Genomic DNA, 14,933 nt, shown 5'->3' with positions numbered 1-14,933 from the left:
GCGCTCATTACAATGTTACGGTGCCTTCGAACACTTGCTCCGCCGGACCGGTCATGAACACGTGATTGCTTGCCTCGTCCCATTCTATGAATAAATCCCCGCCTTTTAAGGAAACCGTGGCCGAACGCTCCGACTTACCGTTCAGAACGGAGGCAACCAGCGTCGCACAGGCTCCAGTTCCGCAAGCGAGCGTCGGTCCCGCTCCCCGCTCCCATACTCGCATATCCATAGCGACGGGGGATTTGACCGTTACAAATTCTACGTTGACGCGGCGAGGAAACATAGGATGCACTTCAAGCTTGGGTCCCCAAGCGGCCAAGTCAAAGCCTACGGCATCCTCCACATAGATTACGCAGTGAGGATTCCCCATCGAAACGGCTGTAAACGCAAACTGGCGTCCGTCTACTTCGATAGGGTGATTCAATACGACATCGAGGTCGAGCGCCGTCGGCACTTCCGTTCCTTTTAATATCGGCGCCCCCATATCTACACGGACTGCTGTCACCTTCCCATTATCAACCGTGAGCTGCACTTGTTGAGCTCCCGCTCCGATCGTTTCCACCGTGATCTCCCGTCTATCAGGGTCGACCAGACCATGCTCGTAAATATATTTGGCAACACAGCGAACTGCATTGCCGCATTGTTCGGATTCAGAGCCGTCCGAATTTATAATTCTCATCTTGTAATCCGCTATTTCTGAAGGAAGTATATATACTAAACCGTCTGCCCCGATTCCGAAAAACCGGCTGCACAGCCGGACCGCAAGCTGGCTCGCATCGGCAGGGAGTTCCTTTTCTCCTCCGACAACGATAAAATCATTCCCGAGTCCATGCATTTTTGTAAAGTTCATTGCTTCTCCCCTGCTTTCTATCCTGCTCCCGTATTCTTTTGGTTTAGCCATTATCATAACGCAAAAACAAGGTAATGCATAGTTTTTCCGCAAAATTTTAACCGATTTCGGGCTAAAAAGCAAAAAACCGGCTCATGGGCATTTTTCCCATCGCCGGTCTTGCGGAATCTGGTTATCTTGCCGCCGGTTTGGCGCTGCCGTAACGGATCGGTTTGCGCTTGGACGGCTTGCTCATCAGGCTGCCGAAGCCCATGAAGAACGTCGGAATACCTGCGAAAATCAATACGATAATCCAATCCTTCCACCCGAGCGGAACGGTTTTGAAAATCGGCTGAAGCTGCTCTACATACAATACCGCCAGCATAAGGATCAGCGATGAAACGACAGCGAGCACCAGGTAGCCGTTCTGAAGCGGATTGCGGTGGAAGATCGAGCGGGAGCTGCGGCAGTCAAAGACATGAATCAGCTGAGCCATAACCAACGTAGCGAAGGCAACCGTCTGAGCTTTTACCAGTACGTCCGCCTCATTCTTGCCTCCTTGATGGAGCATGATCATGAACGCGGCCAGGGTACATACGCCGATCAGAATCCCGCGGCTAATAATTTTCCAGCCAAGACGCCGGGCAAATATATTTTCCCTTGCCGGGCGCGGCTTTTGCTGCATGAGATCCTTTTCCGCCTGGTCGACGCCGAGAGCCATTGCCGGAAGACCGTCTGTTACCAGATTGACCCACAAAATCTGAATCGGAATTAACGGCAGCGGAAGACCTGCCATCATAGCAAGAAACATGGTCATAATCTCGCCTACATTGGATGCGAGCAAATAACGGATAAACTTGCGGATGTTCTCATAAATTCCGCGCCCTTCCTCTATTGCTGCCACTATCGTTGCAAAGTTATCGTCACTAAGCACAAGCGCCGAAGCTTCCTTCGATACGTCCGTGCCGCTGATGCCCATTGCTATCCCGATATCCGCCGCTTTAATAGCAGGCGCGTCGTTAACGCCATCCCCCGTCATCGCTACGACATGACCTTTTCTTTGCAGCGACTTCACGATTCGCAGCTTGTGCTCAGGGGATACCCGCGCATACACGTAGGTATCGTCAACCCGAGCGTCCAGATCGTCGTCCGACATCTGACTCAGCTGATGACCGTTGAGTGCCAGTCCACCGTTAGGCGGGAGAATGCCCAGCTGCTTGGCGATGGCCTCGGCTGTGGACTGATGATCCCCTGTAATCATGACCGTCTTGATGCCCGCCTTGCGGCATTTGGAGATGGCATCTCGTACTTCCTTGCGAGGCGGGTCGATCATTCCGGCCAAACCGATGAAGATGAGTCCGCTTTCGACCTCCTCCTCTGCATCGCAGCGCTCTGTAGGCTTAACATCACGGTAAGCCACGCCGAGAACACGGAGCGCGTTGTTTGCCATGCCTTCGTTGGCTGCCAGCACCTTTTGCTTCAGGGTCGTTGTAAACGGAATCACTCTATCGTCCCACAGGACATAGGAGCATTGATTCAGAAGCACGTCGGGCGCCCCCTTCGTGCATACCATTCGGCCGCCTTGGTGCTCCACAAGCACCGACATACGCTTGCGCTCCGAATCAAAAGGATATTCCCCTACACGCCTGTACAAGCCTTCGATGGACTGCTGCGTCATCCCGGCCTTCGCTCCGAGAACGACAAGCGCTCCCTCGGTCGGGTCCCCTTTGATATTCCATGAAGAAACCGGCGAATCTTCCTCCTGCTTCTTGCGTTTGGTCTCCTGCTTTTCTTCAACTAGTATCGCATTATTACACAGCACCGATACTTGAAGAAGTCTCCGCAGCATCTGGTTTTTCTTCAGATTGACTTGGGCACCTTTTTGAAGAATGTCACCATGCGGGGCGTATCCGTCCCCGGTTACCTCCAACAGGCTGCCCCCCAGCCACAGATGAGTAACCGTCATCTTATTTTGTGTCAGGGTGCCCGTCTTATCGGAACAAATGACCGATGCGCAGCCCAGCGTTTCGACGGAAGGCAGCTTCCTTACGATCGCCTTGCGCTGAATCATCCGCTGCACGCCCAATGCCAGCGCGATGGTAACGATAGCGGGAAGCCCTTCAGGAATGGCGGCCACCGCCAAGCTGACTCCAGCCAAGAACATGCCGTATGGCTCTTGTCCATGCACGATACCTGCTACGACAACAAGAACGGTCAGCGCCAAAGCGACGATGATTAGTATTTTGCCGAGCTGCTCCAAACGATGCTGAAGCGGCGTATCCATGGATTCCGTGCTTTGAATCAAATCGGCAATTTTCCCCATTTCCGTATTCATTCCGGTACGTACAACAATTCCTTTGGCCGTTCCGCGCGTAATCATCGTTCCCATGAAGCCAAGATTCCGCTGATCTCCAAGCGGCACTTCTTCAGCTTGAAGCGCAGCTGTGTGCTTGCCAACAGGCACCGATTCTCCGGTCAGCGCCGATTCCTCCACGTACAAGCCGTTGGCGTCGATAAACCTCAGATCGGCAGGGATCCGGTCCCCGCTTTCCATGACGACGACATCGCCGGGAACAAGGTGCTTGGCCGGAATATGCTCGATCAATCCGCCCCTCACGACCTTCGCGTTGGGTGCCGAAAGCTCCTTGAGAGCACGAAGCGACCGTTCGGCACGGAACTCCTGAATAAAGCCCAGAATACCGTTCATGATGATAATGGCGATAATGGTGATCGCATCCAAATATTCTCCCAGGAGCCCGGAAATTAACGTCGCCCCCATCAGCACCAGCACCATGAAATCTTTAAACTGGTTTAGGAAAAGGGAGAGCGGCGATATTTTCTTCCCCTCGGACAGTTCATTGTGACCATGCTCCTTTAATCGCCTCTCCGCCTCTTCTGAAGAGAGCCCCTGTGACGGTTCGATCTGCTGGATTTGCAGAATTTCCTCAGCCGTCATTTGATACCACTGCTTGTGACCCATCTGCTCATTCCCTCCCAAAAGGTTGTACCAAAAAGGTTGTTACGATGCCTCCCCTGTTCGGAACATCACCACAAGGACAGCTTCTTTTAGTAAATGTATTCAGACAAGCCGCAAAATAGCACAAAGGAAAACGGACTTAAGTTTTTAGCGAAAATATGGCATGATAGAGAATGGTACTTTACCATTATCTTATTCTTGAATCATCGATTGGAGTTGTCTCAAACATGTCGTTAGACGGACTGGTCGTCCACAGCCTTGTGCATGAGCTGCAGCGTTGTGTGGGCGGCAGAATCAATAAAGTTCACATGCCCTCCGAGCATGATATTGTCCTGCAGTTAAGAGCTCAGGGGAGCAACCTGAAGCTTCTTCTGTCAGCAAACCCTACCTATCCGAGGGTACATCTGACAGAGCAGAGCTTCCTGAACCCGCTGGAAGCCCCCATGTTCTGCATGCTGCTCCGCAAGCATTGTGAGAGCGGAATTATCGAGAGCATCACTCAGCCCGGACTCGAACGGGTCATCCATATGCAAATACGCCAGCGCGATGAGCTTGGCGATATGAGCAGCAAAACGCTGATAATCGAAATCATGGGCCGTCACAGCAACATTATTTTAGTGGACCCTTCAGCAGGGACTATCATCGACGGGATTCATCACGTTACCCCGGCCATCAGCAGCTATCGGATCGTCATGCCGGGAAGTCAATATGTGTCACCTCCCGAGCAGCATAAGCAGCATCCTTTTGACGTGAATAAGGAAGGCTTTATTGCAAGCGTTACAAGCCCGCTGCCTGATCTAGAGCAGGATGAGCTGGATAAGCCCCGTTCGGCGCCTGGCGATGAAACCTGGGAGCAGCGGATCGTAAACCGGTTCAGCGGCTTCAGTCCGCTTGTAGCCAAGGAATTGACATCCCGCTGCCATCCTCCATTAACCGATGCGAATACTCCGGAGGAGAACGCCGCCCTGCTATGGGAGCAATTCCACGCTCTAATCGAGCAGCTTCGCCAGGACCAATCGCAGCCGAACATTTGCGAGCGGGAGGCGAACGGGAAAGCCTATTTTTCCATAACCGAGCTATCGCATATCCAGGGAACCGTAACGCACTACCCTTCCGTAAGCGAATGCCTTGAAGCTTTTTACGGAGATAAAGCCGAGCGGGACACAGTGAAGCAGCGCGTGTCGGATTTGCTCCGCTTTCTTCAAAATGAACGAAGCAAAAACATCAAAAAGCTCGACAAGCTTCAGGAAACGCTGGAGGAAGCGCAGGATGCGGATAAATTCCGGATTCTTGGAGAGCTGCTGACGGCTTCGATGCATCATATCCAAAAAGGCGATTCGGAGATCGAGGTCATCAACTATTATGACGAGGAGCAAAGGCCGATCACCATTGCTTTGGACCCGCTGCTGACGGCTTCCGAGAATGCACAGCGCTATTTCAAGAAATATACGAAAAGCAAAAACAGCCTGATTGCCGTCAACGAGCAATTGGAGCAAACGCATGAGGAAATCCGGTATTTGGAAGGATTACTGCAGCAGCTTGGCACCGCCTCGCTCAGCGATATTGAGGAAATCCGCGAGGAATTGGTGGAGCAGGGGTACATTCGCGACCGCGGCAAAAAATCACGCAAGAAGAAACCGAATCAGAAGCCTTCTCTTTCCTGCTTTACCTCAACGGAAGGCATACCAATCTACGTAGGCAAGAACAACACGCAAAATGAATATTTGACCAACCGGCTCGCCCAATCCGGCGATACCTGGCTGCATACGAAGGACATTCCCGGCTCTCATGTCGTCATCCGCAGCAATCAATTTAATGAGCAGACTCTGCATGAAGCCGCGCAGCTAGCCGCCTATTTCAGTCAGGCCAAGGAATCGAGCCAGGTCCCCGTCGACTATACGTTCATCAAGCATGTGCGCAAGCCCAGCGGCGCCAAGCCCGGCTTCGTTATTTACGATCATCAGAAGACGCTGTTCGTCACTCCTGACGCTGACATGATCAAACGAATGCCTGTAAGTATAAAATAACCCCGTAATGTGGGCGAGTCTGTTTGGAAACAACCTGACCCCACAGAACGGGCATTGCTTTCGATACCTGATTCAGACAATGAAAAAGACAAGACCGGTTGTCCGGTCTTGTCTTTTTCTTAGCCGCGCCACGGCTCTGTTAACTGGGTCAGGTAAGCTTTTAACGCCCCTTGAAGCTCTTTTCTTTGCAGGGCGAATTCTATAGTCGCTTCGATATAGCCGAGCTTGTCCCCGACATCGTATCGTTTGCCCTGAATCGGATATACCACCATCTGCCGCTCCCGGTTCAAGATACGAAGCGCATCCGTCAGCTGTATCTCCCCGCCTCTTCCCGGCTCGCACTTCTCCAATATGCCAAATATTTCAGGAGTGATGATATATCTGCCGATAACGGCCATATTGGACGGCGCATGATCACGATCAGGCTTCTCCACAAGATCGTCAATATAGGAGAATGTGCCTGATTTCTGCGACGGCGATACGATGCCGTACTTGTTCACATCCTCCCAGGGAACTTGCTGTGTTGCTATGACCGCCGTTTCCGTCTGTTCGAACAGGTCGATCATTTGCTTTAGACACGGCGGCTCCGATTGGATAATATCGTCACCCAGAAGTACGGCAAACGGCTCATTGCCGATAAACTTGCGCGCGCACAAGACCGCATGTCCGAGCCCCAAGGGCTGCTTTTGACGAATGTAGTGAACATCCGCCAAATTGGATACCTTGCGTACGATATCCAGCAGCTCCTGATTATCCTTCTCCTCGAGCATCATTTCCAGCTCCACGGATTTGTCAAAATGATCCTCAATAGCCCGTTTATTGCGGCCCGTCACGATCATAATGTCCTCGATACCCGATTCGATCGCTTCTTCAACTATGTACTGAATAGCGGGTTTATCGACTATAGGCAGCATTTCTTTCGGCTGGGCTTTGGTTGCCGGCAAAAAACGGGTGCCGAGCCCTGCGGCAGGAATGATGGCTTTACGAACGTTCATTTGCGTTCCTCCTTGCTTGACGCAGCTGCTCAATGACTTCCACCGAGATTTGGCGCGAGCCGATCGGGGCATGGAATACAACCCCGTTCCGTTCGCCGTGAAAATCGGAACCAGCTGTCATAATCAAATGATATTGCTCAGCCAGCTGCTTGTAATGGGCCTCCTGCTCCGGCGTATGGTCGGAATGGTACACCTCCAAGCCTGCCAACCCTTGTGCGGCAAGCTCGCCTATGAGCTCGTCCTGGTCGTACAGCCCGGGATGAGCCAGAACAGGAACGCCGCCGGACTCCAATATCCATTGGATCGCGGCAGCCGGACCAATACGCGGCGGATTGACATAAGCCGCGCCGTCCTTACCGAGATAGCGATCAAAGGCTTCGGTCATCGAAGCTGCGTACCCTTTTCTTACCAAAGCGTCGGCAATATGCGGTCTTCCGATCGTCTCGTCTTGCTTCTTAGACTGAATAAGCGATGCCTTCACATCATCCATCGTAATTTCCATTCCAAGCTCATTCAGGCGCGCTATCATCATCTCATTACGCCGATCGCGAACCTGACGTATTTCACCCAGCCGCTCCAACAGCAGCGGATCGCGATGATTGATAAAATAGCCGAGCACATGAATATCCTGCCCTTTGGACATGGTGCTGATCTCAACCCCGGGGACTACAATAATCCCAAGCCGGCTGCCTGCTTCCAGCGCTTCCTCAATCCCCGCTACCGTATCGTGGTCCGTCACAGCTACGGCTCCCATGCCCGCTTCGCAAGCGAGCCTTACATTCTCCGAGGCAGACTGCGTCCCGTCCGAAGCCAGTGTATGTGTATGTAAATCTGCATAAAGCAAACGTTTCGTCCCCCTTTTTATGTACAAACAACAAAAGCTACATGCTCCAAAGCATCAAATCCACTGACTTAAATCGCGCTCCCGCAAAAACGATACGAAAGTAACCGCCGCGATCGGCAATATCGTCGAATTCAAATAGATGGCATAAAAGCTTCGCTTGAAGTGGATTCCCTCGATTTGCTTGACTTCAAGCACCTTGAGGGCAACCTCATGCTTCACGGAGGACTGGGAGAGAATGGATATCCCCAAACCGGCTTCAACCGCCGATTTGACTGCTCCTGTACTTCCAAGCTCCATCACGATTTTCATGTTTCCCGGGTCAATGCCCGCCCTTGCCAGCTCCTCCTCCATAACTCTTCTGGTTCCCGAGCCCTGTTCCCGAAGCACGAAAGGATACTGCAGAACCTCTTCCATCTTCACCGTGCTTTTGCCGGATAAAGGATGATCTTTAGGAACAATGAGCATGAGCTCATCGTTCATGACGGCTTCCGTATGGACATCGGGATGGTGAATTTCCGCCTCTACCAAGCCGAAGTTCAATTGATGGTTGAGTACTTCTTCCAATATTTGCCTCGTATTAATGACTTTCATGCTAACGGAGATGTTCGGATACTCTTTGCCGAAAGGACCCAGCAGCCTAGGCAATATATATTCGCCTACGGTCATGCTCGCACCCAAATAAAGCCTATCCTCGAGCATATGGGTAAACCTGGACATGCTGATATCCGTTTCCTTCATCAAGTCTATACTGCGCTTTGCAAAAGGCAGCAGCGTTCTTCCCGCCTCCGACAGTTCAATTTTTTTGGTGGAGCGATTGAACAGCTTGGTGCCAAAATAGTCTTCAAGCGATTGAACCTGCATCGTTACTGCAGGCTGTGTCATATGAAGGGCTTGAGCAGCATGAGAAAAGCTCCCTTTTTCCGCAACCGTATAAAAAATATGAAGCTGGTGAAAATTAAGTGCCATCTCTCCTACTACCTCCAACTTGCATTGTAGCCCTATTATAGCAAAGAAAAGTGCGACTCAAAAGGGAACGCCGCCAACCCCTTGCTACATCTGGTGGAACCATGCTCATAAACAGAAAAAAGCCTTCCGCCCGTTGAAGCGGAAAGCTTTGGCAACCCCTTTGTATGAAGGCGCTTACCTTCTTTTGCGGCTGTTTTTTATTAATGTCATTCTGCGCGAATGTCGAAGCCAGGAATAATAGGACTTCAGGTCTCTTAACTCAATCGTTTCGGACATACGGCCTAAAAATGTAACGATAACCATACGGTGCAGCCGATGCTGACCGTACATTGTATCCGGATCAAAGGTTGTAAATTCTGCGACCATAACAAGATCCTCATCCACCAAAAAAACGTCCTCGCCGTTTTTGTAATAAGATTTAATCCTGCCTTCTTTAAGCTTGCTCCATAAAAAATCGCAGATGTCGTCGAATCCGGTTTTCCGGTTCTCCACCCTATCAGTCCAGCGGATCCGAGCATGATTTGTGATTACGATATCCGTAATTTTTTTATCACCAAGGGCAACAAAGTACGGATCGCAGTTGTTGGAACGGTGTGCTGCTTTATCTCTCATAAATCACAACCCCTCGCCCATTAAATTGGTCCTTTTCGCCTATGTACAAAATCGATAGCACTTTCATTTTACTTGATTTAAAATATGAATCCAAATAAAAAAATCTTTAGAAAAGAAAATAAAAAAGCTTTCTCGAAAGAAAGCTTTTCCCGGTACATTTTGATTTACAGGCTGTAGAATCGGGTTTTATCCGGCATATTGCTTGTATATTCTGTCTTGATTTCGTTACGGTAGGAACGCTCCACCTTTTTTACAAACGGCAGCTTTTGCAGCTGCTTCATCGTCTCCTCCAGCTTGCTGCTGTGGACATACATGGCTGCATAATGCATTCTTTTGGAAATAAAATGGACGCTTCCATAGCGTTCAAGCTGCTTGGCTGCGGCTTTAATATCACTGAACCAAACGATAAGACCGCTTCGATCGATAAACATAGTCAACCCTTCTTTCTAACGGGAGGATAAATATAATGAATTCGGAACTAACGAAGAATCCGATCTTCTAAAATTGGAAGCGCTGGCATCTTTGCTTACTGCTTATGTAAATCGCAAATCGCAAAAGGATGCCGCGGGGAAAAGCAAAGAAAGCGGAGGGGCCTTGGGAAGGCCCCCCGGCAAACCTTGTAAGGAGCTATCCGCAGTTGCCTGAGCAAGAGCCTCCGGAAGAGCAGCTTCCCGAGGAACAGCCGCCCCCGGAAGCAAGAGGATCGTTGCTCGGTACCTTGATCGTGTCCGATACGCTGCGGGCTATCGTCTCCGATACGGAGAAGAGCAATTCGTCAAGACGCTGCTCCGCCTCCTTGAACCTTCTGACGGTCTCCAAGCTGTCCAGCTGTTCCTGAATGGACCTGGCCTGCTCCAGTGCACTGTGGTAATCAGGATGAAAATGCCCGAAGCGCTGGCATTCTTCAAACAGATCCTTCTTCTTCTGAAACAGCTTCAGCAGCTCCTGCACCTGCGGGTCTTCTTCTTTTCTCTTCTTCCAATATAAATAATCCGCCGTCTCCGCGGAGTCTTTAATCAAATCACCCAAGCTGTAAGCCTGCATCAAAATGGCAGACATGTCCAACGTTTGAGCTTCAATAGCTGCCATAATAGCACCTGCCTAATCTTCAATATTTATTCGGGCCAGACAAGTCTATCATATCATACATTGGGCTCATTTGTTGCATCAATATTTATCATTTATCCCAGGCAAGATCATTTTCATTTCCTGCCAATCATCAGCAAGCCAGCATACCTCCTGCATTTCCGACGGGTCCAGCCCGATCATGCTCCAGGTGCCGCGGGTTTCCTGAAGCTTTCTAGGCGCAATAAGCCGGTCCCGCCCGTTATAGCGGACCTGGACTGCCGCCTTCCATTCCATCGCTTTCTCAACCATCTCTCTGCGGGTAGATGCGTGATAGGTACGGTAATCCTTCATCCAGCTTGACGGGATTCCGTTCAAATCAGGGTAAAGCTCGGCGATATGAGGAAGACGCTGCTCCATCTCGTAAAGCCCTATATTATGTCGGGAATACAGGAATCCCTTGACTGTTAAATCCAATCTCCATTCTGCCTGTGCAGATTCGCCGTTCCCGTTTGCGCCCGCCGCCGGCTTTTCCATGCTTCCTTTCGCCTCAGAAACACCCTCAGCCGATCCGTCCAGCAAAACCAGCTTGCCGGGCATCCAGCCTGCTTTATCGAGAATAGCTCTTAAAGAGCCCAGCTGATCCGCTTTTACGATCCATGCCTTGTCACCGACAGCTTCCAGGAAGCAGTCCGATGACGCCGTCAGCTTCCTCACCGTATCAGCCGCTTCGACGGTTTCGCAGCGCAAAAGGATGACCTTGGCAAGCTGAAGCTGGCCAAACGGCTTGGCCCATTGCTCCAAAGTCAGCTTTACATTCTCAGGCACCTCGTACAAGGAGTGAAGCGTCAGAAAATCCAACATCTCCTCCAGAGTACGCCCGTTCTCGAGGGCTCTCTGTATGCTTTCTTTATTAACCTTATATATGGATAGTGCATCAAAGGTATGCTGATCCGAGAACTGGGCCAGCTCCCATCGCAAGGAATAAGAAACATCGGGTGGAACCAGGATTTCAAAATCAGGCTGCACATACAATTTAGCATCCTCTTCAACCGCTAAGGAGGTATTCAACGGATGTCGCCGCCAACGGTAATAAAGGGAGCCCATGCGGTCCATCCCTTTTTCCAGCCAGCCAAATGCAATAAGCGGAAGAAGCCACATGCGTTCGAATGCTTCCGGTCTGGTTTCAGCGCTTTCTCCATCCGGTTCGTTCGGAAGAAGCTGGTGAGTCTGAAGCCACAGTTCCAGCTGCTGCCAAGAGATCCATCGTTCCTCTGTCTTCCCATCCAGCCAAAGAACCGCATGCTGCATCCAAGCTTCGCCCGGAAAAACCGCTGACTTCCATGTTCGGTACAGGGCCGCTGTTTGAACAGTCTCATGCTGCTGCAGCCAGCTTCTTACATTTCCTCCATCCAGCTCGAGGCTTTCTGCGTGGCTCCGTATCAATTGAAGCCGGGTCAGGCATTCCATCATCACCGCTATTTTGTAAGAGTAGAGGTCCGCATAAACATATTTTATGCCGGTTCCTTCTAACCATTCGTCGTTGAGAGAGATGAGCTCGCCCAATTTTTGCAGCTGCCGTTTCGGAATCGATCCGCCCTTGGTTAGCTTGATCGGCTGCTGCCCGAGATAGACTAGCGTTTGAAACAGATCCTCCGTGAGCCCTCTTCCTCCCGTATGCGTAATCTCAATGTCATTACGGGCGGGTTCATCAGAGCCCTCCCCGTCTTCAGACGGGAACAGAATTTGATGCCACAAGGCAAGGGTATCCATCGCCATCCGATATACATGCTCTCCCCACGATTTGCGGAAAGCAAAACAAATGCCTTTTTTCAGCAGCAGCAGCAGTCCGACCTTCGTATCCGCACCTGACATGGTCCGAGCGGCCAGCTTGTCCAGCCTCCCGTTATCAAAAGGCTCACTGCCAATAGCCGATACAATGAGCTGCAGCACCCGCCGTTCCTGCTGTGTCATTTGGTTATAGACCGTTTCCATGATGACCTGGCTCTGGGTTATGTTCTCCAATGTATGTCCCTGTCTCAGCCAAGGGGCGTATACCTCCTCCGCTTCGATTTGTTTGCGCAGGGTTTGCGGTATCCTGGCCAAATAGTCAGCCTGATTCATGGAAATACAGCCTCCTGTCTCTCCGTTGGATGAGCCGTTTGCAAACGGTTTGCTCTCACCGTGTCCACCCCTCTTTCCTCGATACGGTAGGTATAGCCTTGCTCAATTAGGAACAGCTGACGGTTCAATGCAAATTCCTGCTCCTTGGTATCGGCACTGACAATAGAATAAAAGCTGGCTTTATTGAGCTCTTCCTTCGGGCGCAATATGCGTCCGAGTCTTTGCGCTTCCTCTTGGCGCGAGCCGAAGCTGCCCGACAGCTGAATGGCAACCGAGGCATCGGGCAAATCAACCGCAAAATTGGCAACCTTCGAAACGATAATCGTTTGAAGCTCACCGGTTCGAAATTTGCCATACCACATTTCCCTCTCCTCATGAGGCATTTGACCGTAAATCAACGGCGCTCCGGTTACCTTGGAAATATGCTTCAGCTGATCGATATATTGACCTATAATAATCACTTGATCGCCGCGGTGACGCTCCAGAAGCTCATCAACAACAGCCAGCTTTGCCGGGTTTTCGCTGGCAATTCTCATTTGTGCCCTGGCCCCTGCAGCAAGATATTGATCGCGTTCGGCTTCTGGGAGCGGGATGCGGATTTCGGTACAGGTGACGGAAGCTATCCAGCCCTTTTCCTCCAGCTCCTTCCATGGCATATCATATCGCTTGGGGCCGACAAGAGAGAAGACGTCCTCTTCCCTGCCGTCTTCCCGGACAAGCGTGGCGGTCAGCCCCAATCTTCTGGTCGCCTGAATATCCGCTGTAACGCGAAATACCGGGGCGGGGAGCAAATGGACCTCATCGTACACAATCAAGCCCCAGTCCCTTTTATTGAATAAATCCATATGCTTAAACAGGTCATTCTTGGACTTGCGATAAGTTAATATTTGATAGGTAGCGATCGTTATAGGCCTGACGTCCTTCATATGACCAGTGTATTCACCCACCATGTCCTCTGTTGCATCCGTCTTGTCCAGAATTTCGCGCTTCCATTGGCGGACGGAGGTGCTGTTGGTCGTCAAAATTAAGGTGGCACAGTTTAATTTGCCCATGGCCGCAATGCCAATGATGGTCTTGCCGGCTCCGCAGGGCAGTACAAGTACGCCGCTGCCGCCCTGGAGCGTACCGTCGCGGTAGAAGGATTCCACGGCGGAGCTCTGGTAATCTCTCAGCTGAAACGCTTTTCCCGCTTTTCCCTCGGACTTTAGTCGAATCGGAAGCTCTTCCCCGCGGCTATAGCCGGCCAAATCCTCCACAGGATAGCCCAGCTTAATCAATTCCTGCTTCAATGCCCCGCGGTACGCCGCCGAGAAACGGAGTGTTCTCGAGTCTACCTGGCATAAGCCATAAGAACGGAGCGATCTGAATGAAACCATTTCTTTAATCGCTTCCACATCGTCGGAAATCAGCAGCAAATCCTCTCCCAAGCTCTCGATTCTTATCAAGCCGTAGCGCTCTACAAACCTCTTAATGTCTTGTTTGATCGTATGCGGAACGCCGAATTTAGCGTTTTCCTCCAGAAATAATGTGATTTCCTCTGTCCTCATCCCTGCAGCCGCCGCGTTCCACAGCGACAAAGCCGACATACGGTAGGTATGAATATGTTCCGGTGTTTTGATTAAATCTGCAAACCGCGCTAATCCGGCGCGAATGGCATGAAATTGGGGATGGCGAACTTCCAGCAAAATCGTAAAATCACTTTGCACAATTAGCGGCCGTTTGGAATCGATTTGCATTCCTTCAATCCTCCCGAACTTTGTCGTAATTACTCGATTGCCCTATTCATTATAGTATGAGGGGAAAAAGGAATATTTAAACATCCTCTCTTTACAAGCGGATTGGCCAGGCACTACAATAAGGAATTAGCGCGGATTAACAGATGGGGTGACGGAATGAAAAAATGCGGGGTCATTGCTGCGGTACTGCTAATGTGCATGTCGGTCTTTCTGTCCGCATGCAACGAAAAGAAAGCCCTTTCCAAAGAGAGCCGCGAGCCGGTTATGGTAGAACGGGTGATTGACGGTGATACGTTCGAAATCAATCAAGACGGCAAAAAAGAAAGAGTCCGTATGATTGGAGTAGACACGCCTGAGACTAAAAAAGCGGATACCCCCGTCATGTTCTATGGTAAAGAAGCATCGGACTATACGGCCAAGCGTTTGGAGAACAAGACTGTCGAGCTGGAGTGGGACGTGGAGAAGCGCGACCAGTATGACCGTTATCTCGCTTATGTGTGGATCGGTGACGAGCTGTTTAACCGGACCTTGGTGCAAGAGGGATATGCAAGAATGGCAACCTTCCCTCCCAATGTCAAGTACGTAGATCTGTTCAAAAAAGATCAGGAAGCTGCACGTAAAGCTCAAAAAGGGCTATGGAAAGACTACGATGCCGCGTTCGAGAAAAAAAGGAAATAGGGTAACAAAATCGAGTAGGAGGGGGTGATTAACCCCCGTCCTCTCACACCACCGTACATGCGGGTCCGCATACGGCGGTT

General features: G+C 50.8%; 12 protein-coding genes. 2 read left to right on the top strand and 10 right to left on the bottom strand.

The features are described 5' to 3' along the window. Window positions 1-7: 7 nt before the first annotated feature. Together dapF and ABEA66_RS29150 are read right to left on the bottom strand one after the other, a co-directional pair. On the bottom strand, window positions 8-850 hold the full coding sequence (gene dapF, locus ABEA66_RS29155; protein ID WP_079910340.1) for a diaminopimelate epimerase: 843 nt from the start codon (window positions 848-850) through the stop codon (window positions 8-10). Between the two features lie 172 nt (window positions 851-1,022). After that, a complete protein-coding gene (locus tag ABEA66_RS29150) occupies window positions 1,023-3,809 on the bottom strand; it encodes a calcium-translocating P-type ATPase, SERCA-type (RefSeq protein ID WP_345593193.1) in 2,787 nt (928 codons plus the stop codon). A gap of 224 nt (window positions 3,810-4,033) precedes the next feature. Between ABEA66_RS29150 and ABEA66_RS29145 the strand changes: the two genes are divergently transcribed. Continuing rightward, on the top strand, window positions 4,034-5,833 hold the full coding sequence (locus ABEA66_RS29145; protein WP_345593191.1) for an Rqc2 family fibronectin-binding protein: 1,800 nt from the start codon (window positions 4,034-4,036) through the stop codon (window positions 5,831-5,833). Between the two features lie 119 nt (window positions 5,834-5,952). On the opposite strand, the gene galU is transcribed toward ABEA66_RS29145, so the two are convergent. The 8 genes from galU to ABEA66_RS29105 all read right to left on the bottom strand — a co-directional run bounded on the left by galU (window position 5,953) and on the right by ABEA66_RS29105 (window position 14,175). After that, on the bottom strand, window positions 5,953-6,828 hold the full coding sequence (gene galU, locus ABEA66_RS29140; RefSeq protein WP_345593189.1) for a UTP--glucose-1-phosphate uridylyltransferase GalU: 876 nt from the start codon (window positions 6,826-6,828) through the stop codon (window positions 5,953-5,955). Further along, window positions 6,815-7,672: a PHP domain-containing protein gene (locus ABEA66_RS29135; RefSeq protein ID WP_345593187.1), complete on the bottom strand. Its 858-nt coding sequence runs from the start codon at window positions 7,670-7,672 to the stop codon at window positions 6,815-6,817. Before ABEA66_RS29135 ends, galU begins: the two co-directional genes overlap by 14 nt. Window positions 7,673-7,726: 54 nt before the next feature. Then, a complete protein-coding gene (locus tag ABEA66_RS29130) occupies window positions 7,727-8,638 on the bottom strand; it encodes a selenium metabolism-associated LysR family transcriptional regulator (protein WP_079910345.1) in 912 nt (303 codons plus the stop codon). 174 nt (window positions 8,639-8,812) lie between these two features. After that, a complete protein-coding gene (locus ABEA66_RS29125) occupies window positions 8,813-9,250 on the bottom strand; it encodes a hypothetical protein (protein WP_079910346.1) in 438 nt (145 codons plus the stop codon). 164 nt (window positions 9,251-9,414) lie between these two features. Continuing rightward, the gene (locus ABEA66_RS29120) at window positions 9,415-9,681 is read right to left on the bottom strand and encodes a YlbG family protein (protein WP_079910347.1); all 267 of its coding nucleotides are present in this window, start codon (window positions 9,679-9,681) and stop codon (window positions 9,415-9,417) included. Window positions 9,682-9,877: 196 nt separating this feature from the next. Then, the gene (locus tag ABEA66_RS29115) at window positions 9,878-10,339 is read right to left on the bottom strand and encodes a YlbF/YmcA family competence regulator (protein ID WP_079910348.1); all 462 of its coding nucleotides are present in this window, start codon (window positions 10,337-10,339) and stop codon (window positions 9,878-9,880) included. Between the two features lie 78 nt (window positions 10,340-10,417). Continuing rightward, entirely contained in the window at window positions 10,418-12,439 is a 2,022-nt protein-coding gene (locus ABEA66_RS29110) for a helicase-associated domain-containing protein (RefSeq protein ID WP_345593182.1), read from the bottom strand. Then, window positions 12,436-14,175 (bottom strand): DNA repair helicase XPB, encoded by a 1,740-nt coding sequence (locus tag ABEA66_RS29105; protein WP_345593180.1) that lies wholly within the window; start codon window positions 14,173-14,175, stop codon window positions 12,436-12,438. Before ABEA66_RS29105 ends, ABEA66_RS29110 begins: the two co-directional genes overlap by 4 nt. 156 nt (window positions 14,176-14,331) lie before the next feature. Here ABEA66_RS29105 and ABEA66_RS29100 point away from each other — a divergent pair, with 156 nt between their 5' ends. Next, a complete protein-coding gene (locus ABEA66_RS29100) occupies window positions 14,332-14,853 on the top strand; it encodes a thermonuclease family protein (RefSeq protein ID WP_345593178.1) in 522 nt (173 codons plus the stop codon). Window positions 14,854-14,933 lie beyond the last annotated feature (80 nt).

Origin of the sequence: Paenibacillus vulneris (assembly GCF_039543185.1) — a bacterium.
GTDB classification, from domain to species: Bacteria; Bacillota; Bacilli; order Paenibacillales; family NBRC-103111; genus Paenibacillus_S; species Paenibacillus_S vulneris.
The sequence above is the reverse complement of the archived record's forward strand: the minus strand, read 5'-3'. Positions and strand labels throughout refer to the sequence as shown.